The sequence below is a fragment of the Curtobacterium sp. ME-Dv--P-122a genome, from assembly GCF_030209645.1.
Taxonomy (GTDB): domain Bacteria; phylum Actinomycetota; class Actinomycetes; order Actinomycetales; family Microbacteriaceae; genus Curtobacterium; species Curtobacterium flaccumfaciens.
In genome coordinates this window covers 315,873-339,070 of the sequence record NZ_JARVRO010000006.1, presented here as the reverse complement: position 1 = coordinate 339,070, position 23,198 = coordinate 315,873, and the positions used below count along the sequence as shown (strand labels likewise).

Annotated in this window: 19 protein-coding genes and 1 pseudogene; 14 read left to right on the top strand and 6 right to left on the bottom strand. The window is 71.4% G+C overall.

Translation table 11 applies throughout. From position 1 onward, the window contains the following. The first annotated feature begins 60 nt into the window (after nt 1–60). The 3 genes from QRN49_RS06485 to QRN49_RS06475 all read left to right on the top strand — a co-directional run bounded on the left by QRN49_RS06485 (nt 61) and on the right by QRN49_RS06475 (nt 2,945). Complete coding sequence (locus tag QRN49_RS06485) at nt 61–1,383, top strand: carboxylesterase family protein (RefSeq protein ID WP_284754618.1); 1,323 nt, start codon at nt 61–63, stop codon at nt 1,381–1,383. A gap of 77 nt (nt 1,384–1,460) precedes the next feature. Continuing rightward, nucleotides 1,461–2,051 (top strand): TetR/AcrR family transcriptional regulator, encoded by a 591-nt coding sequence (locus tag QRN49_RS06480; RefSeq protein ID WP_209135919.1) that lies wholly within the window; start codon nt 1,461–1,463, stop codon nt 2,049–2,051. A gap of 453 nt (nt 2,052–2,504) precedes the next feature. Then, nucleotides 2,505–2,945, top strand: coding sequence for an NUDIX hydrolase (locus QRN49_RS06475; protein WP_111045645.1), 441 nt, complete (start codon nt 2,505–2,507; stop codon nt 2,943–2,945). A gap of 9 nt (nt 2,946–2,954) precedes the next feature. Here the strand turns inward: QRN49_RS06475 and QRN49_RS06470 are convergent, their stop codons facing one another. Then, nucleotides 2,955–3,323, bottom strand: coding sequence for a VOC family protein (locus tag QRN49_RS06470; RefSeq protein ID WP_111045644.1), 369 nt, complete (start codon nt 3,321–3,323; stop codon nt 2,955–2,957). A 54-nt stretch (nt 3,324–3,377) separates the two neighbouring features. On the opposite strand from QRN49_RS06470, the gene QRN49_RS06465 reads away from it, so the two are divergent. Next, nucleotides 3,378–4,019 (top strand): nucleoside/nucleotide kinase family protein, encoded by a 642-nt coding sequence (locus tag QRN49_RS06465; protein WP_259514375.1) that lies wholly within the window; start codon nt 3,378–3,380, stop codon nt 4,017–4,019. A 77-nt stretch (nt 4,020–4,096) separates the two neighbouring features. Next, nucleotides 4,097–4,930, top strand: a complete 834-nt coding sequence (locus tag QRN49_RS06460; RefSeq protein ID WP_284754613.1) for an SDR family oxidoreductase — start codon at nt 4,097–4,099, stop codon at nt 4,928–4,930. Nucleotides 4,931–6,283: 1,353 nt separating this feature from the next. Here the strand turns inward: QRN49_RS06460 and QRN49_RS06455 are convergent. The 4 genes and pseudogenes from QRN49_RS06455 to nucS all read right to left on the bottom strand — a co-directional run. Beyond that, nucleotides 6,284–6,829 (bottom strand): annotated as a pseudogene (locus QRN49_RS06455) (ArnT family glycosyltransferase); the annotation flags it as partial. A 314-nt stretch (nt 6,830–7,143) separates the two neighbouring features. Continuing rightward, on the bottom strand, nt 7,144–8,424 hold the full coding sequence (locus tag QRN49_RS06450) for an MFS transporter (RefSeq protein ID WP_284754612.1): 1,281 nt from the start codon (nt 8,422–8,424) through the stop codon (nt 7,144–7,146). After that, a complete protein-coding gene (locus tag QRN49_RS06445; RefSeq protein ID WP_284754610.1) occupies nt 8,421–9,095 on the bottom strand; it encodes an HAD hydrolase-like protein in 675 nt (224 codons plus the stop codon). The genes QRN49_RS06450 and QRN49_RS06445 overlap by 4 nt, the downstream gene beginning before the upstream one ends. Nucleotides 9,096–9,211: 116 nt before the next feature. After that, nucleotides 9,212–9,907: an endonuclease NucS gene (nucS, locus tag QRN49_RS06440; RefSeq protein ID WP_017887754.1), complete on the bottom strand. Its 696-nt coding sequence runs from the start codon at nt 9,905–9,907 to the stop codon at nt 9,212–9,214. 175 nt (nt 9,908–10,082) lie between these two features. Between nucS and QRN49_RS06435 the strand changes: the two genes are divergently transcribed. From QRN49_RS06435 to QRN49_RS06410, 6 genes are all read left to right on the top strand, one after another. Beyond that, nucleotides 10,083–11,471, top strand: coding sequence for a purine-cytosine permease family protein (locus QRN49_RS06435; protein WP_259570919.1), 1,389 nt, complete (start codon nt 10,083–10,085; stop codon nt 11,469–11,471). A gap of 159 nt (nt 11,472–11,630) precedes the next feature. Next, nucleotides 11,631–13,187: a hydantoinase/oxoprolinase N-terminal domain-containing protein gene (locus QRN49_RS06430; protein ID WP_284754605.1), complete on the top strand. Its 1,557-nt coding sequence runs from the start codon at nt 11,631–11,633 to the stop codon at nt 13,185–13,187. Then, complete coding sequence (locus QRN49_RS06425; protein ID WP_284754604.1) at nt 13,184–14,368, top strand: S-methyl thiohydantoin desulfurase family protein; 1,185 nt, start codon at nt 13,184–13,186, stop codon at nt 14,366–14,368. The genes QRN49_RS06430 and QRN49_RS06425 overlap by 4 nt, the downstream gene beginning before the upstream one ends. Further along, nucleotides 14,365–15,489 (top strand): S-methyl thiohydantoin desulfurase family protein, encoded by a 1,125-nt coding sequence (locus QRN49_RS06420; RefSeq protein WP_284754602.1) that lies wholly within the window; start codon nt 14,365–14,367, stop codon nt 15,487–15,489. Before QRN49_RS06425 ends, QRN49_RS06420 begins: the two co-directional genes overlap by 4 nt. A gap of 65 nt (nt 15,490–15,554) precedes the next feature. Next, nucleotides 15,555–16,649, top strand: a complete 1,095-nt coding sequence (locus QRN49_RS06415; RefSeq protein WP_284754601.1) for a DUF917 domain-containing protein — start codon at nt 15,555–15,557, stop codon at nt 16,647–16,649. Beyond that, nucleotides 16,646–18,169 (top strand): helix-turn-helix domain-containing protein, encoded by a 1,524-nt coding sequence (locus tag QRN49_RS06410; protein ID WP_284754600.1) that lies wholly within the window; start codon nt 16,646–16,648, stop codon nt 18,167–18,169. The genes QRN49_RS06415 and QRN49_RS06410 overlap by 4 nt, the downstream gene beginning before the upstream one ends. 1 nt (nt 18,170) lies before the next feature. Here the strand turns inward: QRN49_RS06410 and QRN49_RS06405 are convergent, their stop codons facing one another. Further along, nucleotides 18,171–19,454 (bottom strand): MFS transporter, encoded by a 1,284-nt coding sequence (locus QRN49_RS06405; protein WP_284754599.1) that lies wholly within the window; start codon nt 19,452–19,454, stop codon nt 18,171–18,173. 115 nt (nt 19,455–19,569) lie between these two features. Here QRN49_RS06405 and QRN49_RS06400 point away from each other — a divergent pair, with 115 nt between their 5' ends. From QRN49_RS06400 to QRN49_RS06390, 3 genes are all read left to right on the top strand, one after another. Then, nucleotides 19,570–20,703 carry a substrate-binding domain-containing protein gene (locus QRN49_RS06400; RefSeq protein ID WP_284754598.1) on the top strand — a complete coding sequence of 378 codons (1,134 nt, stop codon included), beginning with the start codon at nt 19,570–19,572 and terminating at the stop codon, nt 20,701–20,703. A gap of 223 nt (nt 20,704–20,926) precedes the next feature. Beyond that, the gene (locus tag QRN49_RS06395; protein WP_284754596.1) at nt 20,927–22,288 is read left to right on the top strand and encodes an AAA family ATPase; all 1,362 of its coding nucleotides are present in this window, start codon (nt 20,927–20,929) and stop codon (nt 22,286–22,288) included. After that, a complete protein-coding gene (locus QRN49_RS06390) occupies nt 22,285–23,151 on the top strand; it encodes a DUF4435 domain-containing protein (RefSeq protein ID WP_284754594.1) in 867 nt (288 codons plus the stop codon). The genes QRN49_RS06395 and QRN49_RS06390 overlap by 4 nt, the downstream gene beginning before the upstream one ends. Nucleotides 23,152–23,198: the final 47 nt, after the last annotated feature.

Below are 23,198 nucleotides of genomic sequence, written 5' to 3'. Positions count from 1 at the left end.
GCCACGGGCCTCCCGTCCGTCTGCCTGGTTGCGTCAGCCGGCCCCGATACCGTGAGCCACATGCTCGCCGCCGCTCCAGCCCCGTTCGACACCCCCGCCGGCCGCATCGTCGGGACGCTCGACGGCGACGTGGTGCGGGTGCTCGGGATCCCGTACGCGCAGGCCGAACGGTTCGCCCCGCCGCAGCCGATGCCACCGTTCGATGGCGAGCTGCACGCGTCCACCCCGTCGCCGGTCGCACCGCAGCCGCACGAGGAGTTCGTCGACCTGCTGCTCAACCCGATCCAGGGCATCGAGGTCGACGAGCACTGCCAGCGGCTCTCGATCACGCTGCCCGCCGACGTGCGGCCGGACGAGCAGCTGCCCGTGATGGTCTGGATCCACGGTGGCTCGTACGTCATCGGCGGCGGCGACCTGCCGATCTACGACGCTCGCGACCTGGTGACCGAGCAGCGCGTGATCGTGGTGTCGGTCACGTTCCGGCTCGGCGTCCTGGGGTTCCTCGGTGACGGCGAGACGATCCCGGCCAACCTCGGGCTCCTCGACCTGGTCGAGTCGCTCCGCTGGGTGCGCGCGAACATCGCTTCGTTCGGCGGCGACCCCGACCTGGTCACCGTCTTCGGGCAGTCGGCCGGCGGGGACGCAGCCGCGCACCTGATGATCAGTGCCGGCGCCGAAGGGCTGTTCCGCCGCGCGATCATCCAGAGCGCTCCGCTCGGGCTGTCCCGCCGTCGGGCACGGATGAACCGCGCGATGGTCCGGGCGGTCGGCACCGTGCACGCCGACACTCCGCTCGAGGACCTGCTCGACCGTCAGGCACTCGGAACCCGTGCCGCAGCGCCGTACGGGCTCGCCGCCGGCATGCCGTTCGGCACCCAGTACGGCTTCGCGCCGCTGCCCGCCGAGCGTGACCTCGACGCCGCGTGGAGCCTGGTCGCCCCCGACGTGGACGTGCTGATCGGGTCCGGTTCGGACGAGGCCGGCATGTACGTGCCGCTCGTGCCCGGCCTGCGTCGGGTCACCCGGTCGCGGGTGCTGCGGTCGGCCCTGCGGTGGTGGGTCGTGCGTCCGCTGTCCGACGTCATCTACGGGCGTGACGCCCGACGGTTCACCGAACGGCACCGACGCGCCGGCGGCCGGGCGACCTCGTACCGACTGCACCGCGGTGTCACGAGCGCCCCGACCGGAGCCGTGCACATGAGCGATCTGCCGTTGCTGCTCGGCGGCCGCGAGGCCTGGGCCGGCACCCGGTTCGTCCCCGAACGCGACTGGCCCGAGGTCGAGCGCCGCGGCCGGGCGTTCCGGGCGATCTGGGCCGACTTCGCCCGTACCGGCGAGGTCCGGGCCCCTGACGACGAGACGCTGACGTTCGAGCGCGGTTGACCGGGAGCCGAGGACGGTGGCCGCGCCCCCTGAACTGGCGGTCGCGGGCCGCTGACCGGCCCCGCACAATCGTCAGCATGCCCACGACCGATGTCGACCTCCGCGCACGCATCGTCGCCGGGGCGATCAGTGCCTACCGAGCCGGGGACTTCCACCGTGTCGGGCCCGACGAGGTCGCCGAGCACGCCGGGGTCACGGCCGACGAGTTCCACCGGGCGTACCCGATGTGGGAACTCCTGGTGGTCGCGGTCATGGACAAGTGGAACAACGGCAGCCGACGCGAGCTCTGGCCGATCGCGGAGCGGGACGGCACGGTCGCCTACCTGCGAGCCCGGCTCGCCGCGGGCGTCGAGGACCCGGCCCTCGTGCGACTCCGGGTCGCCGTGCTCAGTGCCGCCTCGAACCCCGAGCACCCCGCCGCCGGGTGGTTCCGCACGCAGTACACGCGCGCGTTCGAGGACGTCACCCTCGCCCTGGTCCGCGACGTCGTCGCCGGCCGGGAGTCCCGTGGCGCCTCGCCCCGGCACGCCGCCGAGCAGCTCATGGCGCTGTACGAGGGGCTCCAGCTGCAGTCCGTCATCCGTGACGACGGGGAACCGCTCAGTGCCTTCGACCGGGCGGTCGCCCGGATGCGGGTCGGCTGGGCGGCGGCACGCGTCGACGCCTGATCCGGGTCGGGCGCGCACGTCGGGTCCGGTTGCTTGCGCGGCGAGCGGTCACGACTCCCCGCGCGGGCTGCGTCGCGTGGTCACGTTCCGTCGTCTGGCGGTGCCGCAAGCAACGGTTTGTGACCGCTCGGCGGGCAGCCATCGGGGTGTCCTGACCGCGCGCCGGCGTGGACGTCCCGACGGTACGCCGGACGGCCGGGAGGCCCGTGGCGGCGGCGACTCGCGCCTCCCGGCCCGCGGGGTGGTCGCGACACACCGCACGTGCTGCGTCGCGTGGTCACGTTCCGTCGTTTGCGGGCGCCGGGGCCGACGGTCTGTGACCGCTCGGCGTGCGGGCCGCGGGGGGTCGTGACCGTTGGCGGGCTGGTGGAGCCTCCGCACCACCCCGGTCCACGGCCTGGAGGCCCGGCGCGGCTGGCAGACGTCGGTGCACCCACCTGGCATGGTCGGCCCATGGAGTACACGGACTACGACACCCGGCTCGCCGCCTACGGCGTGATCACGGACGGTGACCGCGTGCTCCTGGCGAAGCTGCGTCACCCCGACGCGGGCACGTGGACGTTACCGGGCGGCGGGGTCGAGTTCGACGAGACCGTCGAGCAGGCCGTCGTGCGCGAGATCCGCGAGGAGACCGGGTACGAGGCCCAGGTCGGCGCCCTGCTCGGGGTCCGACACCACATCGTCCCCGCCGAGCGTCGCATCCACGCCAACGGCCGGCCGATGAAGGCCGTGCAGGTGGTGTTCCGGGCGACGATCACCGGGGGAGCCCTGCGGCACGAGCTCGACGGCTCGACCGACGAGTCGCGGTGGATCCCCGTCGCCGAGCTCCCGCACCACCGCCACGGCCTGCTCGTGCCGATCGCCCTCGGCTGGGCGGGCGCCCTGTCCCGCTGACCGCTGGCGTCACTCTTCGATGACGCTGAGGACGTTGCCCGACGGGTCGGTGAACCAAGCGATGAGCGGCCCGCCCTTCCGGTTCACACCCCGGTCGTCGGTCATCCCCTCGTACTGCAGGAACACGACGCCCTTGGTGGTGAGCTCGTCGACCGCGGCGTCGATGTCCGGCACCGGGAAGTTCAGCACCGTGAAGGCCGCCGGTTCGTGACCCGGGCCCTTCGGGTAGACGAGCACCTGGTGTCCACCGCCGAGCTGCAGGAAGAGCATGCCGTGGTCCTCGGTGACCTCGACCCCCAGGACGTCCTCGTAGAACGCCTTCGCCTCGGGCACGTCGCGCACCGAGAACCCGCTGAACGCCTTCGTCGCATCGACCATGCGGCAAGTGAACCACCGCGGCCCGGCGTCGGTGCGCTCTGCGAGGATGAGGCCGTGAGCGACTCCGGCACGACCGTCGACCAGGCCGTCGAGCGCGCCGTCGAACTGGCCCGTTCGAGCGAACGCACGGTGCTCGGGATCGCCGGAGCACCGGGCGCCGGCAAGTCCACGCTCGCCCGTCGCATCGTCACCGCCGTCGACGACCGCCTGGGTGCGGGCACCGCGGTGCAGGTCCCGATGGACGGCTTCCACCTGTCGAACGCGGCGCTCGACGCCCTCGGCCGGCACGACCGCAAGGGCGCGGCGGACACCTTCGACGCCGACGGGTACGTCGCGCTCGTCCGCCGACTCGTCACCGCCGACGAGGACGTGGTGTGGGCACCGGACTTCGACCGTCGCGTCGACGAACCCGTCGCCGGCAGCATCGCGGTACCCCGCGCAGCCCGGCTCGTGGTGTCCGAGGGCAACTACCTGCTCGACGACACCGCACCGTGGTCGGCGCTGCCGACGCTCTTCACCGAGACCTGGTTCTGCGCCGTCGCCGACGACGTGCGGCTCGACCGCCTGGTCGGACGACACATGCGGCACGGCCGCGACCACGACGCCGCCCGCGCGTGGGCGGTGGAGGTGGACGGCGTGAACGCCGCGAGGGTCGCGCCCACGGTGATCCGGGCCTCCAGGACGGTGTGGACGTGACCACCGACCAACGTGACGCGAAACCGAAACCGACATCGACATCGACATCGACACCGACACCGACACGAGGAGCGACCATGACCATCGCCATCACCGGAGCGACCGGCAACATCGGGGGCGCCGTGAGCGCTGCGCTCGCCGCGGACGCCGTGCCGTTCCGGATGCTCGTGCGCGACGCCTCGCGTGCGCCGGAGCTTCCGGGTACCGAGGTCGCCGTCGCGACCTTCGCCGACGCCGACGCGAGCCGGACCGCGCTGCAGGGCGTCGAGGTGCTGCTCATGGTCTCGGCGGCCGAAGCCCAGGACCGCCTCGACCAGCACCGGGCGTTCGTCGCTGCGGCGGCCGACGCGGGCGTGCGGCACGTCGTCTACACGTCGTTCCTCGGCGCGGCTCCCGACGCGACCTTCACGCTCGGACGCGACCACTGGGCGACGGAGCAGGCGATCCGCGAGAGCGGGATGGCGTTCACGTTCCTGCGCGACAGCTTCTACCTGGACTTCGTCGAGGACCTGGTCGGCGAGGACGGCGTGATCCGCGGCCCGGCCGGCGACGGCGCCATGGCCGCGGTTGCCCGTGCCGACGTCGCCCGCGTCGCGACCGCGGTGCTGCACGACCCGGACGCGCACCGCAACCAGACGTACGAGCTGACCGGCCCCGAGGCGATCACCCTGGCCCAGGCGGCGGCGATCGTGTCCGAGGTCCGCGGCCGCACGGTCAGCTACCACCCGGAGACCCTCGACGAGGCGTACGCATCACGTGCGCAGTGGAACCCGGAGCCGTGGCAGGCCGACGCCTGGGTGAGCACCTACACGGCCATCGCCGAGGGGGCGCTCGCGCACGTGTCCGGTGATGTCGAGCGCATCACCGGGCGTCCGCCGATGTCCCTGCGCGAGGTGCTCGCCGCGAGCTGAGCCGTGGTGGCGGTGCGCACCGGGTCCGACGGACGGCCCGGGCAGCCCGCAGTGCCACACGGTCCAGGCGATGCCGTCCGCCCGACGCGGCTGCATCGGCAGGCGTGCGTGCCGGGTGCCGCTGGTGAGTGCTCGGCAGCCCCCGGCCAGTGCGGCGCGCAGGACCGGGTCCGTGCGGGGCGCGTGGGCCTCGACGACGAGGACGCGCAGACCGTCGGCGATCCTCCGGCGGATCTGGTGCGTCGTGAAGACGGGCACGGTGCCCGAGAACCCGCCGTCCGTCAGCACGGGGAGTCCGGTCGCGTCGATGACGGGTGCGGAGATGTGCCACGTGTCCGTCATGAAGAGCGGTTCGTCGTGCCGGTACCCCTCCAGGCGTCGCGCGGTCGCGACGAGTCGGCTGAGGGCACGCGGGTAGGGCGTCGATCCGCCCCACGGGTCCGGGCGCGACACGTGGAAGACGTCCGGGCTGCCGACCGGGATCGGCCAGCGCGCGGGCCACGGCCCGACCGACGCGTCGACGCCGCTGCCGTCGCGGGTCGCGTCGAGGGCCTGCAGTGAGAACGCGGCGGGTCCGGCGACGAGCGCGAGCCCGGCTGCCAGCGCGATGGCCGTCCGGGAGGCCCGGTGCCGGTCCGGTCCGCGCGTCGCCTCCCAGCGGGGTCGCCACCACACCGCCACCAGCGTCGCGACGACGGCGACCGCCGAGACCGTGATCGCGGGCGCGGCGAGCACGCTCGGCATCGCGGTGCCCCGGGCGAGGAACACCACCCAGCCGAGCTGCGCCGCGGCGAGGACGACCGGGAGCGCCCGGAGCCCTCGAGCCTGCGCCCGGACGAGCCCGACCGCACCGCGCCACCCGAGGGCGGCGAGCAGGGCGAGCTGCACGCCGATCGCGGCGACGTAGGCGGTGTGCGGCACGGCGGCCACCGACAGCACGGCCGCCGCGGTGCCGAGCCAGACCACCAGGACGGCCAGGGTGGCGGCGCCGGCACGGGTGTCGAAGGCGTGCCCGAACGGGGAGCCGGGGGCACCGGCCCGCTCCGCACGGCGGCGGACGAGCACCACGGCGGCGACCACCACACCGAACACCGCCGCGGGCAGGAGCCAGGCGACCTGTGACGCCAGGTGCGGTCCGAGCAGCTTGCCGAACCCGGCCGGACCACCGCGCCAGGTGTGCGGGCCGAACGGCACGGCGAACGACCGGACGGACCCGGGCACCGCGCCGGGCAGGAACCGGTCGATGCCGTTGTACCCGAACACCATCGCGAGCGGACTGTCGTCGGTGGAGCCGTCGGCCCAGGGCCGTGAGCCCGACGGGGTGAGCGCCAGCGCCGTGACCCACGACAGGGAGGCCACGACCGCGACGATCCCGAGCACTCCGGCACGGACCACCCGGGTGCCGAAGCGGAAGGGACGGCCGTCGTGCCGGGCCGAGGCCAGCAGCGTGCCGAGCAGCAGCGCCGGCAGGACGAACCAGGCCTGCACCATCTTCGCCTGGAACCCGACGCCGACCGCCAGGCCCGCGGTGACGAGCGGCCACCAGCGCCCGGTCAGTGCCGCGTGCTGCCAGCACAGCAGGGCGACGGCCAGCGCGGCGGTGACCATGCCGTCCTCCATCGGGTGCGCGAACATCGACACGAAGACCGGCGTCGACCCGGTTGCTGCGGCAGCGACGAGGCCCGTCCCGACGCCGGCCCAGCGGAGTCCGACCAGGGAGCAGGCCCACAGCGTGACGAGGCCCTCGACGACCTGGGGGAACGCGAGCGCGGCGGTGGAGTGCCCGAACAGTCGGAGGCTCAGCGCCTGCGGGACGGCGAAGCCGCTGAGCTTGTCGAGCGTCACCGTCGCCGAGGGGTCGAACGCGCCCGAGAACAGCGCCGGCCACGACTCGGACATCGACCGCGCCGACGCCTGGTAGAAGCTGAAGTCCCCGCCACGGCCCAGGTTCCAGGCGAGCAGCACGGTCGTGCCGGCCGCGATCACGAGCAGGGTGAGCCGTGCTGCGAGCGGCTGGTCCCGCCACCGGGCGGGTCGTCGGATGTCCACTCTCCGGACCTTGGCCGTCCGGGATGACGACCGGCCGGGACCGTGCCGCCAGCTGGCCGCGAAGCCGGTCCGCGCGCTGAGGGGTCGTGCGGGTGCGGCCCCCGTCGGTCAGCGCCTCGGGGGTCGAGCCGGAGCGGGGTCTCAGCCGGCGTTCGGGTTCGGGGTCATGACACCCGTCGCGCGGCGAACGTCCCGACGACGCCGAGGGTGAGCACCGCGACGAGCACGACGAGCAGCGGTGCCGTCCAGTTCCCCGTCGCACCGTGCAGGGCACCGGCGACGAGCGGCCCGGCCGACCCGAGCAGGTACCCGCCACCCTGCACGAACGCGGACATCCGGCGGGCGTCGGCATCGCTCGAGACGATCCGCACGATGACGATGAAGATCACGGTGATGCCGCCGCCCTGGGCCGCGCCGCCGAGCACCGACCACAGCAACCAGAGCTGCGGGGCGAACAGCAGCCCGAGCGGCATCGCCAGCCACAGGGTGCCGACCAGGGCGATGATCGCGGCCGGACGCCACCGGGTCGCGAGCAGCGGGACACCGAGCGCCCCGACGACGGCCAGGATCTGGAACACCGACGAGCTCGCGCCCGACGACGCCTTCGAGAAGCCGATCTCGTCGTGCAGCAGCGTCGGGATCCACGCGGTGAGGGCGTAGTACGAGAACGCCTGACCACCGAACGCCAGCGTCAGGCCCCAGGTGATGAGCCGTCGTGCGGGTCGGATGGGCTCGGCAGCGGCGACCCGTGCGGCCTCGGCGGCGCGGGCGGTGCGGATCGCCCCGGTGTCGAGCACCTGGTCGATCGGACCGGTGACGGGCAGCGGTTCGTCCCGCTCGGACGGCAGCGGGCGTCGCCAGGCGGCGCGAGCACCGACCGTGTAGGTCCAGGCCGCGGCGGCGATGAGTGCGAAGACCGCCCAGATCGCGATGGCGACCGGCCACCCCCACAGGGCGGCCAGGGGAGCGGTGCCGAGCGACGTGATCATCGACCCGACGTTGAGCGCCGACGTGTAGACGCCGGTGACCAGACCGACACGCTCCGGCGAGGTGTCCCGCCGGATGACGACCGGGATCACCACGTTGCCGATCGTGATGCCGATGCCGATGACCGCGGTGCCGATCAGCAGCGCCGCCGACGAGGGCATCGAGCGCACGACGGTGCCCGCGAGCACGATGACGAGCGACAGCGAGACCGCGCGCTCGGGGTCGGCCTTCGCGATGACCCAGCTGGCGAACGGCGTCGCGAGCGCGAAGCACAGCACCGGGATCGTCGTCAGCAGCCCGGCGATCGTCGCGGTCAGACCGAGGTCGGCGCGGACGTCCCCGATGACCGGGGCGGTCGCGACGATCGGACCGCGGAAGTTCAGCGCGATCAGGATGATGGCCGCCGGCAGCAGCCAGGCGGCGCCGCGGAGGCCCCGACGTGCGACGTCGCCGCTCATGCGGACGGCGTCGCGGACGGTAGCAGGATCGGCGGCAGGTCGAGCGGGGTGGCGGCACGGGCGATGGTGCCCTCGGCCTCGTCGGGGGAGCCGTAGCCCCACTCGGCGAAGACGACCGGGACGCCGTGCACGGTGGCGCCCTCGACGTCGTGCTTCCGGTCGCCGATCAGCACCGGGCGGCTGGTGTCGAAGCCGTGGGCCTCGAGGCGTCGCAGTGCCTCTTCGACGACGTCGGCCTTGCTCGACCGCACCTCGTCGTCGCTCGCGCCCGTGATGATGTCGATGTCCCCGGTGAGCCCGTAGTGCTCGAGGATGTAGGTCGCCGGGGTCTCCGGCTTGCTCGTCGCCGTCGAGATCGGCAGCCCCGCCTGGTGCAGGGTGCGCAGCACGACGTCGATGTCCGGGAACATCGCGGAGTCGAGCGCCCCGTGCGAGAAGTAGTGCTCGCGGTAGACGGCGAGGGTGCGGTCGGCGAGCTCCTCGTCCATGCCCATCGCGATCCGGAACGTGTCCATGATCGGCGGGCCCACGAACGACATCAGGGTGTCGTGGTCCGGCACCGGGACGCCGACGGTGCGGAAGGTGTGCGTCAGGCTCTCGAGGATGCCCGGCGCGGAGTCGCTGATGGTGCCGTCGAGGTCGAACAGGATGGCGGAGAACGGGCTGGTCATGTCCTGCCCACCCTAGCCGGGACGTGGCGGCGACCATCCGGGATCCGTCGGCGGCGGGGCGGGGCGAGCCGCGCCTCCAGGCCCGACGGCCGGACGGCTGGACGGCCCGACGCGGGTCAGAACAGGCGGGTGTGGCCGCCCTCGATGCCGCGCATCGCGTCGTAGTCGAGCACGAGGACGCGGATCCCGCGGTCCTCGGCGAGGGTGCGGGCCTGCGGTGCCACCGTCTGCGCGGCGAGGACGCCCTGCACCGGACGCAGGTGCGGGTCGCGGTTCATGAGCTCGAGGTACCGGGTGAGCTGCTCGACCGCGTCGATGTTGGCGTTGCGCTTCATCTCGACCGCGACGCTCGCCCCTGCGTCGTCGCGGGCCAGGATGTCGACCGGCCCGATCGCCGTCATGTACTCGCGGCGGACCAGGGTGTGGCCGTCACCGAGCAGCTCGATCTGCTCGGCCAGGAGCTGTTGCAGGTGCGCCTCGACCCCGTCCTTCACCAGGCCCGGGTCGACGCCCAGGTCGTGGGTCTCGTCGGACACGACCTCGTACAGGGAGACGATGAGCTTGTCCTGCGTCTTCTTCTGCGTCACCGTCCACACCTGCGTGATGCCGGCGACCGACTGTTCCTCGTCCGGCTCGGTGATCTCGATCGAGCAGGGCGGGCTCATCCAGTTCAGCGGCTTGTAGCTGCCGCCGTCGGAGTGCACGAGCAGGGAGCCGTCCGCCTTGAGCATGAGCAGGCGGGTCGCGAGCGGCAGGTGGGCTGAGAGCCGGCCCGCGTAGTCGACGGAGCACCGGGCGATGACGAGACGCACCCCGGAAGCCTAACCGGCGTCGTGTGATCGGCCGGACGAGGCGCGCTGCCTGTGCAGCGCGCACGGATTCACATGCCTGTAACGACGTTCTGCACATGTACCGCAATCCGATGCCGTCCTACCGTGGCTGACACCCCGATCGGCCCACGCCGACACCCCTCCCCGAGGAGCCACGATGGCCAGCGAAACCGCAGTGTCAGCACCACGAACCCCCCGTTCCGAGTCGGTCGCTGTCGACGACTACTCGCTCAGTCGGGTCCCGATGTCCGCGCGCTACGGCTGGTTCCAGGTCGCCGTGCAGCGCTTCGGGCAGATCTCGGCCCTGTCCCAGTTCCTGCTCGGTGCGACGCTCGGCTTCGGCATGAGCTTCTGGGACGCCTTCTGGGCGATCACCCTGGGCGCCGTGATCCTGGAGATCGTCTCGGTGCTCGTCGGCGTCATCGGCGTCAAGGAGGGCCTGAACACCTCGGTCATCGCCCGCTGGACGGGATTCGGCAAGGCCGGCTCGGCGCTGGTCGGACTGGCGATCGGGCTGAGCCTGATCGGCTGGTTCGGCATCCAGTCGGGCGTCTCGGCGGCCGGCCTGGTCTCGATCCTGCCGATCCTGCCCGCCTGGGCGTGGTCGCTCGTGTTCGGGCTGCTCGTCACCGCGATCGTCCTGCGCGGGTTCCACTCGATGCAGTGGCTGGCGAACGTCACCGTGCCGCTGTTCCTGGTGCTCGTCGGCTGGGCGGTCATCGTCGAGCTGAGCCGCCACTCGATCGCCGAGCTCGCCGCGCGAGCCCCGGCCGGTCCGGAGCTGAGCTTCGTGGCCGGCACCACCCTGGTGGCGGGCGGGTTCATCGTCGGTGCGGTGATCACGCCGGACATGACCCGCTTCAACCGCTCGGTCGGCGACGTCGTGAAGCAGACACTGCTCGGCGTGACGCTCGGCGAGTACGTCATCGGCCTGGCCGGTGTCCTGCTCGCCCACGCTGTCGGATCCGCGGACATCACCCGCGTGATCACGTCGAGCGTCGGCTGGGTCGGCATCCTCGTGATCCTGCTCGGCACGTTCAAGATCAACGACTGGAACATCTACAGCTCGAGCCTCGGCGTCACGAACTTCATCGACGCGGTGTTCGGCAAGCAGGTGAACCGCGGGCTCGTGACGCTCGTGATGGGCGTCGTCGGCTCGGTGCTCGCCGCGGTCGGGTTCCTCGGGGCCCTGACACCGTTCCTGTCCGTGCTCGGGGTCGTCTTCCCGCCCATCGCCGGGATCATGGTGGCGGAGTACTTCGTCGTGAAGCGCTGGCGCCGCGAGCTGAGCGACGCCGAGAACATCCCGGCGACCTCGCCCACCTGGGTGCCGGCCACCCTGGTCATCTGGGCGGTCGCCTCGCTCATCGGGTACTTCGTCGCCGTCGGCATCCCGTCGATCAACTCGGTGGTCATCGCCTTCGTGCTCTACGTGGTCGCCGGCAAGCTCGGGCTGATCCGCGGCGTCGGTGTCAGTCGGACCGAGGCCGTGCCGGCTGCCACCGAGGCCCCGGTCGCCGAAGCACCGGCCACCCCCGCCGCCTGACCCGGGCGCTCCCCGAACGGCCGGTCGCGTCGCCGCACCCCTGATCCGCGCGACGGCGCGGCCGGTCCCCACTCCACGAACCAGTACCCCCCCCCGCGAAGACCCCGCGAACACCACCGCACCCGCACCACCGCACCCGCACCACCGAAGGGAACCCCCATGCGCATCGGCATCGACGTCGGCGGCACCAACACGGACGCCGTCCTGATGGACGGCAGCGCCGTCCGTGCGGCGGTCAAGCGGTCCACCACCCCCGACGTCACCTCGGGCATCGTCGCCGCGCTCGACGGCCTGCGCGAACAGCACGCCTTCGGCCCCACGGACATCGACGGCGTGATGATCGGCACCACCCACTTCATCAACGCCCTGGTCGAGGCACGCGGCCTCGCCCCCACCGCCGCGGTCCGCCTGGGCCTGCCGGCGACGGCGTCGCTGCCGCCGTTCACGGACTGGCCCGGGCACCTGGTGTCGGCCGTGCACGCACAGCCGTTCCTGGCCCACGGCGGCCACGAGTTCGACGGCCGCGTCATCTCGGAGCTCGACCCCGAGGAGCTCAAGCGGCACGCCGGTGCCATCGCGGCCGCGGGCATCCGTTCCGTCGCGATCTCGTCGGTGTTCTCCCCGATCAACGACGAGTTCGAGCAGCGCGCGCAGGAGATCATGGCCGCCGAGCTCGGGCCGGACGTGGCGTTCTCGCTGTCGTCCGAGATCGGCCGCATCGGCCTGCTCGAGCGCGAGAACGCGACGATCATCAACGCGGCGCTCCGCGAGCTCGCCGACCGCATCGTCGACGGCCTGTCCGGGTCGGTCACGGGCAGCGGCATCGACGCGCCGCTCTTCCTGAGCCAGAACGACGGCACGCTGATGGACGTCGAGTACGCCCGTCGCTACCCGGTCGCGACGTTCGCCTCCGGCCCGACGAACTCGATGCGCGGCGCAGCGGTGCTGTCCGGCTTCGACACCTGCGCGGTCGTCGATGTCGGCGGCACGACGAGCGACGTCGGCGTCCTGACCGCGGGCTTCCCTCGTGAGGCCACCGGCGAGGTCGCCGTCGCCGGCATCCGCACGAACTTCCGGATGCCCGACGTCCTGTCCGTCGGCATCGGCGGCGGCTCCCGCATCCGCGAGGACGGCAGCGTCGTCGGCCCGGACTCCGTCGGGTACCGCCTGACCGAGGAGGGCCTGGTCTTCGGCGGCTCCACCCTGACCGCCACCGACGTCGCCGTCCGCGGTGGCCGCGGTGCGATCGGGGACCCGTCGCTCGTCGCCGGGGTGCCCGTCGAGGTCGCCGCCCGCGCGCTCGACGTCATCGCGGAGCGCGTCGCCGACATCGTCGAGCGGATGCGCACCTCGTCCGACCCGCTGCCCGTCGTGGCGGTCGGCGGCGGCTCGGTGCTGCTGCCGGACACCCTGCCCGGACTCGGCACCGTGCACCGCCCGGAGCACTACTCGGTGGCCAACGCCATCGGTGCGGCGATCGCGCAGGTCAGCGGCGAGGTCGACAAGGTCTACGCGATCAGCGACGGCCGCCGGTCCGCCGTGGTCGACGAGGCCCGGCAAGAGGCCGTCGACCGTGCCACCGCGGCCGGCGCCGACCCCGGCTCGGTGGACATCGTCGACTTCGACGAGGTCCCGATCCCGTACCTGCCGGGCAACGCGACGCGGATCCGCGCCAAGGCCGTCGGCGACCTGGCACTCGGGGCGCTGGTCCGATGAGCGCCACGCAAGCCGCGCCGCGCGCCGCAGCCGCGCAAGCCGCAGCCACACAAGCCGCCCCCACAGCACCCCACCTCACCGCCATCGGCGCCGACTGCTCCGCCCTCGCCCGCGGCGCCGCGATCCTCGGCACCGGCGGCGGCGGTGACCCCTACATCGGCCGCCTGCTCGCCGAGGCCGCCGTCCGCGCCCACGGCCCGGTCGAGATCGTCCAGGTCGAGGACCTGCCCGACGACGCCGTGGTGCTCTCGGTCGCGATGATCGGCGCCCCCACGGTGATGGTCGAGAAGCTGCCGTCCGCCGGCCAGTTCGCCGAGGCCATCCGCAGCCTGTCGGCGTTCCTCAACGTGACCCCGACCCACCTGGCCTGCATCGAGGTCGGCGGCGTGAACTCGACGACCCCGATCGTCGCCGCGGCCGAGCTCGGCCTGCCCCTGGTCGACGGTGACGGCATGGGCCGCGCGTTCCCCGAGGTGCAGATGGTGCTGCCGACCCTGTCCGGGGTCAGCGCGACACCGATGGCCCTGGCCGACGAAAAGGGCAACACCGTCGTCTTCGACACGGTGGACAACCGGTGGGCAGAGCGGCTCGCCCGCACGGCGACGGTCGAGATGGGCTGCTCCGCGATCACGGCGCAGTACGCCATGTCCGGCGCGCAGGTGAAGGAGTCGTTCGTCCGCGGCAGCCTGTCGCTGAGCGTCCGGCTCGGCGAGACGCTGGTCCGCGCACGCAGCGAGAACGCGGACCCCGTCACGGCGGTCACCGAGGTGCTCGGCGGCACGGTCGTGTTCGAGGGCAAGGTCGCCGACATCGAGCGCAAGACCGTCACCGGGTTCGCCCGTGGCACGGCCCGCATCGCCGGTTCCGGCAGCGACACCGGCCTGGAGGCGGTGCTCCGGTTCCAGAACGAGCACCTGCTGGTCGAGGTGGCCGGCCAGGTCCGCACCACGGCTCCCGACCTCATCATCACCCTGGACGCCGAGACCGGCGAGCCGATCACCACCGAGGCCCTGCGCTTCGGCGCCCGCGTCCGGATCGTCACCGCACCGGCCGACGAGCGCTGGCACTCCCCGGACGGCCTGCGCCTGGCCGGCCCGCGGTACTTCGGCTACGACACCCCCGCGGTCCGCCACGACGGCACCACGAGCGCGGGCGAGACGAACACGGGAGCGCGCCGATGAGCTGGATCCTCGACGTCGACGACCTGCCCGACCTGGCTCGTGGCGCCGCGCTGCTCGGCACCGGCGGCGGGGGCGACCCCACCATCGGGATGCTCCTGGTCCGTGCCGCGATCGAACAGCACGGCCCCGTCACGATCCTCGACCCGTCCGAGGTGCCCGACGACGCCCTCGTCATCCCCACCGCGCAGATGGGCGCACCGACCGTGGTGCTCGAACGCATCCCGGCCGGACCGGAACCCCTCGGCGCACTCCGTCGGCTCGAAGCCCACCTGGGCCGGACGGCGACCGCGACGATGCCCATCGAGTGCGGCGGCATCAACTCGATGATCCCGCTGCTCGTCGGCGCCACCGGCGGCCTGCCCGTCGTCGACGCGGACGGCATGGGCCGCGCGTTCCCCGAGCTGCAGATGGAGACCTTCTCGGTCTACGGCGTCCCCGGCAGCCCGCTCGCGATCAGCGACGAGAACGGCCACGGCGTCATCATCGAGACCGGCACGGACAACAAGAAGATGGAGTGGCTCGCCCGCGGGGTCACCATCCGGCTCGGCGGCGTCGCCTACATCGCCGAGTACGCCATGTCCGGCCGCCAGGTGCGGGAGACCGCCGTCCCGCGCACGCTCTCCCTGGCGCTCGCCGTCGGTCGGGCCATCCGGGTCGCCCGCGAAGCCCACCGCGACCCCATCGACGCGCTCGCCGAGGCCCTCGGCACGACGATCTACACGCACCTGCGCGAGCTGTTCGACGGCAAGGTCGTCGACGTCGAGCGCCGCACGGTCGACGGGTTCGCCCGCGGTCGTGCCACCGTGCAGGGGACCGACGGGTCCGAGCTCGAACTCCGGTTCCAGAACGAGAACCTCGTCGCCCGGCGGGACGGCCGCCTCGTCGCCGTCGTGCCCGACCTGATCTGCGTCCTCGACGCCGAGACCGCCGAACCGATCACCACCGAGCGCCTGCGGTTCGGGCAGCGCGTCCGGGTGATCGGCATCTCGACCCCCGACCTGATGCGGACCCCGGAGGCGCTCGCCGTGTTCGGGCCGTCGTGCTTCGGGCTCGACGAGCCGTTCGTCCCGGTCGAGGAGCTGCACGAGCACGTCCGCCCGGCCGCCCCGGCGGTCGGCTGACGAACGGCCGCGCGCCGACCCCGGCGCCCGGCCCCGGGACGCGACCACGGCAGCAGAATGGACCCATGGACCAGGGTGAGCGGCGGGGCGGCGGTGTGGCGGGCCTCCAGGCCGACGACGCGACCGTCTTCGGACGCGGCACCGCCCTGCTCGGGTGCGGCGGTGGCGGCCGTGTCGACCACATGGTCAGCGCGCTCCGATTCGCGCTCGGCGACCGCAGCGTGCCGGTCGTCGACCTCGACGACCCCGCGCTCAACTCGGTGGTGGCCGTCGGGCTGATCGGGTCGACCACCGTGCTCGAGGAGAAGATGCCGAGCGGCGAGGAGCTGCCGGCCGCGCTCGCGGCGGTCGAACGCTGGACGGGCGTCCGTGCCGACGCCGTCGTCGCCGCGCAGATCGGCGGCGTGACCGGACCGGCCGCCGCCCTCACCGCCCACGCCGCCGGACTGCCGCTCGTCGACGCGGACCTGGTCGGCCGCGCGGTCCCGCGCATCGACCAGCTGTCGGTCTTCGTCGGCCCGACCACGACGGTCACGGCAGCCGCGGCCACCACAAGCGGCCTGCGGATCGTCGTCGACGCCCGGCACCCCCACGACGTCGAGACGGTCTGGCGCGAGGCCGTCTCGCACAGCGGCGGCTGGGCGGCCTTCGCGATCGGCCCGGTCCCGGTCGCATTGCTGCGCGAGCGGGCCGTCGTCGGCAGCGTGCAGCGCGCCCTCCGGATCGGACGCGCAGCGGGCGGCGCACGCGACGCGGCGGAACTCGCCGCGCTCATCGGCGGCCGGGTCGTCGCGCAGGGCCGGGTCATCGACGTCCAGCGCGAGGGGGACGCGCTCGCGTTCGTGCGCAGCAGCCTGGCCATCCGCGACGCCGGCACCGGCGCGGTCGCCCGGGTCGAGGCGGGCAGCGAGTACGTGCACTGCCTGGTCGACGGCCTGCCGGTCGCCAGCACCCCGAGCGTCATCACCGTCGTCGACGCGCGTTCGCTCGCGCCCGTGGCGACCGACCGCACGCGGGTCGGCAACGAGCTCGCGGTGCTCGTGCTGCCGTCGGCGCCGTGGTGGTGGGCGGACCCCGACCGCACCGCGCGCATGGGGCCGCGGGCGTTCGGCATCGACGCGGACGTCGTCCCCGAGGCCGTGGGCCAGGTGCTCGCGTGAACGCCGTCGGCGACCTGCTCCCGCTCCTGCCGCCCGGCACCCGCCTGCTCGTCGGCCCCGGCAGCACCGCGGTCCGCAGCGTCCGTGGGGTGGTGGGGACCCCGGACCAGGTCGGCCGGTCCCTGTCGCAGGGCGACGACGTCGTCGTGCTGCTCACCCCCGTCGACCGCGCGGACGCGCGCTTCGATGTGCTGCTGCGCCGGGCGTCCGCGGCCGGCACCACCCTGCTCGTCGTCGACGGGGCACTGGAACTCGGCCCCGGCACCACGACGCTCGCCGACCGGCTCGGCGTCGCCGTGCTCGCCACCCCGGACCCGTGGGCGACCTCGGTCCGCCTGCACGAACTCATCGGCACCGGGATGGGGCCGGCGGCCCGGGCAGCCCTCGACGCCTCCCGCGTCGCGCTCGACGCCGGCCCCGAACTCGACGACCTGTTCGCCCGGCTCGATCGCTCACTCGGCCATCCGGTGCGGTTCCTCGACGCCTCGGGCCTGGCACTCCGCGGAGCCGCGGTCGACGACGCGGCCCGCGCGGTGCTCGTCCGCCGCGCCGGCACGAGCGACGTGCTGACCGCCGAGGGCGTCGACGAGACGCTCGTGGCGATCCCGGTCGGCACCGGCATCGGACCGCGCGCGTGGCTGGCCGTCGGCCTGCCCGTCCCGATCACCGCCGAACAGCAGGTGGTCGCGAGTGCCCTGCAGGTGGCCGCCGTGGCCGTCGGGCACCGGCTGCTGCTCACCCGGCTCGACGACGAGCGCGACGCCCGCTACCGGATGGCGATGCTCGACGAACTCCGCGCGGCGGACGGGGCGCCCGCCCCGCAGCTCGTGCAGCGGACCATCGCTGCCGGGTGGCGGCTGGACGCCTGGCACGTCGGTGCGCGCGTGGTCGCGCGGCAGGGCGTCGACCTGGTCGCGCTCCGCCAGCAGGTCGACGCCGCGGTGCGCGCCGAGGGACTCGACGCGGTCGTCGTCGAACAGGCGGACGGCTGGGTGCTGTGGCTGTCGGAACCCGACGAACCCGGCCGGGAGGCAGTGGCCGACATCGCGGGTCGGCTGCGGCGCGCGCAGAACACGCTCCGCACCACCGTGGAGACCAACGTGGGCGTCGGCAGTCTGCAGGCGGGCCCTGCCGGGCTGGTGCGGACGCTCGGTGAGGCCGGCGACGCCGCCCGTCTGGCCGCCAGCCGTCCGGAGTCGGGGCACTTCGTGCACGTCGACCGGCTCGGGCTCGCGCAGCTGCTGCTCGCGTGGACGCAGACGGACACGTTCCTGCCGGCCTCGCGGCAGTTGCTCGCACCGCTCGAGCGCGGTGGCGGGGCGCTCCTGACGACGCTCGCCGCCTACCTGGACGCGGAGTCGTCGATCGCCGAGACCGCCGCGGTGCTCGGCGTGCACCGGAACACCGTGTCCGACCGCATCGCGCGAGTGGAGCGGCTGCTCGGGGTCGACCTGTCCGACCCGGAGACCCGGCTCGCCCTGCACCTGGCGACGCGGGCGCGGGCGGGCGACGGCGTCTGAGTCAGTTTTTGTTGCTGGACTTCTCGGTCTCGCGCTTCGTGGTCCCGCTCGTCCTGTCGGTCCCGCGGGCGGGCCGGGCGGCGGCACCGGTCTCGCGCGCTGCACCCGAGGCCAGGCCGGCCGCGATGATGAACACGAAGACGATCAGCAGCGCCCCGAGCAGGCCGATCTCCTCACCGAGGAACCCGATCAGCGGCGGTCCGGCCAGGAACGCCACGTAGCCGATCGTCGCGACGGCGCTGACCTTGGCGGCCGCGGTGCGGGGGTCGTCGGCCGCGGCGGACATGCCCATCGGGAAGCCGAGGCTGGCACCGAGGCCCCAGAGCACGACGCCGACGATCGCGAGCGGGACGTTGTCGATGAAGATGAGCATGCCGAGGCCGACCACCGCGACGGCGGCGCTGATGCGCAGGATCGGCACGCGGCCGAACTTGTCGATCAGCGGGCTGCCGGCGACGCGACCGGCGGTCATCGCGGCGAGGAACACCGTCAGCACGGCAGCACCGCCGGCGTTGTCGAGCCCGTGGCCGTCGATCATCGCGAGGGGCAACCAGTCGTTCGCGGACCCCTCGGCCAGCGCCATGCCGAGCACGATCACGCCGATGAGCAGCGTCGAGGGCTGTGCCCAGACCTGCCAGCGGGTGAGCGGGGTCGCGACCGGGCTGGTGTCGGTGGACACCGGCTGCTCGACGAGGTGCTCGTCCTGGAACTTCGCGACGGCGACGAGCATGGCGGCGCTCGTGACGACGACGAGCACGATGAAGTGCCACGAGACCGGGATCTCGAGCTTCTCGGCCAGGGCGCCGAGGCCTGCGCCGGCGAGCGTGCCGAGGCTGAACGCGGCGTGGAACAGCGGCATGATCGTGCGTCCCCCGGCCTTCTCGGCGGCGGCGCCGGAGACGTTCATCGACACGTCGCACAGGCCGTTGCCGAAGCCGAAGGCGATGAGCGCGATCCAGATGGCGGCGAAGCCCCACCCGAGCGTGACCGCCACACCGGCGAAGATCATCCCGACCGCCAGGCACGCCGCAGCCACCTGCACGCCCCGACGGGCACCGAGCTTCGCGACGATGTGCCCGGCGAAGGTCAGACCGCCGATGGAACCGACGGCCATGCCGAGCACGAGCAGACCCATCTCGAACGTGCTCGCCCCGAGGGAGTCGCGGACGCTCGGGATCCGGCCCAGCCACGTCGCGATGTCGAGCCCGGACAGGGTGAACACCACGAACACCGCGATGATCCAGGCCTTGGTGGTCGGGACGGTGCGGGTGGACGGCGTCGTCATGGTGGTTCCCATCGTGCTGCGGCGCGCTCGGTGCTGCGCGTTCTGGTGCGTGTCGGTGCTGGTCTTGCGGCTGTCGAATCGATTCGACTGTTCGTTCCGGCTACGCTAACGGGCGATGGACGAACCGGCAACAGGACCCGGCGCGTCGCCTTCCCGCGGCGGCGTCACCCGTTCGTCGCGCCCGACGCTCGCCGCGGTCGCCCGTGCTGCCGGTGTCGCGCCGTCGACGGCCTCGCTCGCCTTCAGTGGTCTCGGCCCGGTGTCCGAGGACGCCAAGGCCCGCGTGCTCGCCGCCGCTGCCGACCTCGGTTACGGCGGCCCCGATCCCCGTGCCCGTTCGCTGCGCCGCGGTCGTTCCGGCGTCATCGGCGTCGTGATGGACGAGCGCCTGAGCGATGCGTTCCGTGACCCGGTCAACGTCCTGACGCTCGACGGCATCGCCGAGGTCGCCGGTGCCGCCGGTGCCTCGTTGCTGCTCGTCCGGAGTCCGCTCGACGACGAGCAGGGTGCCGGCCCACTGGTGGATGCGCCGATGGACGCCGTCGTGCTCGTCGGGTGCAACGTCCGGATCGACCCGGCCGTCGCCGTGCTGCGCCGTCGGCAGATCCCCGTCGTCGCGATCGAGGCGGACGAGATCGAGGGTGCTGTCCCCGTCCAGCTCGACAACCGCGATGCCTCACGCCGTGCTGCGGAGTACCTGCAGGGGCTCGGCCACCGGGACGTGACCGTCGTGACCCTGCCCCTCGACGCCGCACGCCGTCGAGGCCCGATCGACGCAGCCCGTCAGGACGAGGGCATCGCCTTCACCACGCTCGAACGCCTGCGTGGTGTGCGCCAGGTCTACCCGGACGCCGTCGCCATCGAGACCGCCGGCAGCTCGGTGGAAGAGGGGCGTCTCGCCGGCACGGAGCTCTTCGCGCCGGACGGTCCCCGCCCCACCGCCGTCATCGCGCAGAGCGACCTGATCGCCGTCGGGGTGATCTCAGCCGCTCTCGACGCCGGGCTCCGTGTGCCCGAGGACGTCAGCGTCGTCGGCTTCGACGGCATCACGGTGGACGACAGCCTGCTCCACCGCACCCCGATCCGGCACCTGACCACCCTGGTGCAGCCGTTCGTGCAGAAGGGTCAGGCCGCAGCCCGTGCCGCCCTGGCCATGCTCGAGGGGGCAGAGCCCCAACCGGCGTCGTTCACGTCGGAGTTGCGGGTGCGGGACACGACGGGGCCGCCGCCAGCTCCGAGCCTCGGCTAACGAAAGCACCGCGCCTGGCGGCGTGTGGCATCAGGTCTGGACCCTTGCACGCTTCTGTGGCGAAAGCGATGTGACGTAGCCCAGAACAACACTCGTCGGTGCTTCCGAGGCCGTGGCGTTGAGGTATACCCCAGAGCCCCAGACAGCGCCGCCGGCGCCTCACTCTTGCTGCGTCGGAGAGTCGCCAAGTGCAGTCGGCCCTCCGGGGTGGGATAGTTGGCTCGTGACCAACTCTCAGGTGTCTCTCGTTAGCGCTTCCGCAACGCGTGTTTTGGGGGAGTACGATCACCGTTTTTCCATTGAGGAAGACGGCGGTTTCGCGATCCTTTACGGCCCTAATGGGGTTGGTAAAACGAGGTTTCTCGAAACTATCCACGCCATATCTCGCCTAAATGGAGCGTCTCTGATTCGGCTACCTTTCGAGAAGGCGAAGCTCGTCTACTCCGATGGTTCTAGCCTCGAAGCTACTCGTGACAGCAACTTCGACGCCGCGACTGACGAAGAGTGGCAGAGCTCGGCGAGCGTCGAAATCACGCTCAAACGAAAAGGAGCGAAACCTGTCAAATGGTCGTACGGAGACGACGACTTTGACGAGTGGGTACGGATGTCTCTCCCATACCAGCCTATAGGCGACGGCTTCTGGGAGGACCCGGGTGACGGCGAGATTGTTCATACGGACGAATTAAGAGACAGGTACCGCCGCAGGTCGCCGAACCCCAATAAGGCGCCCGACGTGATGCAGGAGTTTGTGCGCGAGGTGCCCAGCTTCCTGATTGAAACACAAAGACTGCGGATTGAACAGAGTCAGCGTGGAGCTCGGCCTCAAGCTTGGCGTTCGCCAAGTGGCGCAAAGCCCCGACGTCAGCACACCTCAAGGATCACCGAGCAGGCAGCAACGATTCGAAAGCTAGTCAACGACGCTCAAACTGAGCATTCTCGGATCACCCAGCAACTGGATCGAACGTTCCCCAATAGGGTGCTGGAAACCAATGCGGACGAGTTGCAGCTTGACGCGGCCGATATCCGCAAGCGCTACAACGATCAAAACTCGTTCCGCAGCCGCCTAGGACGGGTTGCGTCGGTGGCTCTCGATGATGCTCTGTCTCTTCCCGAGAGGCGCCTCGACGACTGGGAGCTCAAGCTACTGAACCTTTACCTGGACGATGCCGATCTCAAACTAGCCCCGTTCGAGGAGTTGCTGCAGAAGATTGAACTGCTGGAGCAGATCATCAATAGTCGCCTACTCAATAAACAGCTCCAGGTAACTGATGGCGACGGCCTCTTCGTGCAACGCAAGGGCAGCGGTCGATCGATCTCGCTGGACTCGCTATCATCCGGTGAACAGCACGAGATTATCGTGATGATCGACTTGCTCTTCAATGTACCGTCGGGGGCGGTTGTTTTAATCGATGAGCCAGAAATCTCGCTCCATATTGTGTGGCAACTAGCGTTCATCCCGGACGTGAAGCGGATAGCGGCCCTCGCTGGTTTTCGATTCGTGGTGGCCACTCATTCGCCGCAGATTATCAACGATGAATGGGACCGAGCATTCCGTCTGGGGCCCCCGGAGGAAGCCTTCGCGTGAAAGAATACCTGAATTCGCATACCTTGTTCAACACGGTGGCGATGTTCATCAAGGAAAGTTCCTCTCTCCTGCTCGTGGTCGAGGGAGACGACGACTACTTTGTTCTGCGTCAACACACTTCCTCTGATCTGAATGTGCTCGCCGGCATGGGTGGTAGGCAGAACGTTCTGCGAGCTGCGACGATTGCAAGGGAGCGAGGGCTTAAGGGTGTGAAGTTTCTTGTCGATCGTGATTACGATGATCTCAGTGCCAATACAATGCTTTCCGGTGATAACGTGTACGTCAGCGACCAGCATGACGTCATTATGGACTTGCTGGTAAATTCCGGCCACTTGCATCAAGTAGTGAATATTCATACTCGCAAGTCCGGGCGGCACCCGGCAAGCCGATCGAAAGCAGTCGTGCCTGCATCCGGTCAGATTATCGAGGAGGCGTTCGATCTGGCTTCCATCCTTGCAGCGGCAAGGATCGTTAACCACAAGAATTCCTACGGGCTCGACTTCACCCGTTTTTCATTCGGCGCCCTCAAGGTCTCGCAATTCTCCGTGGAGGATGTCGTCGGAGTTGTTATCTCCCGCTGTCAACGGGAGGATATCCTAAGTACATTTCTGATCGACAGCACGAAAGTTCACGAGGAAATTGTGTCAAAGCAGAAGGTCGTCGGAGATCACGACCTTTTCCATGCTCTCGCTCGGGTTCTAAGTAGATATGATCTTAAGGTGCAGGATAAGGCGCTAGTAAACACGTTCATGGCAGGCTTAACCTGTGCGGCGGTGGTGGCCAGTTCCTGGTTCAACCTCATCGAGGAGTGGTGCTCGCGGAATAATCGAGCTGGCTTCAGTTGTCGATTGGCGAAGGTCTGAGTGGGTAGGCGGTTTCCTGACATAAGAGCGCCATATCGGCTCGGTGC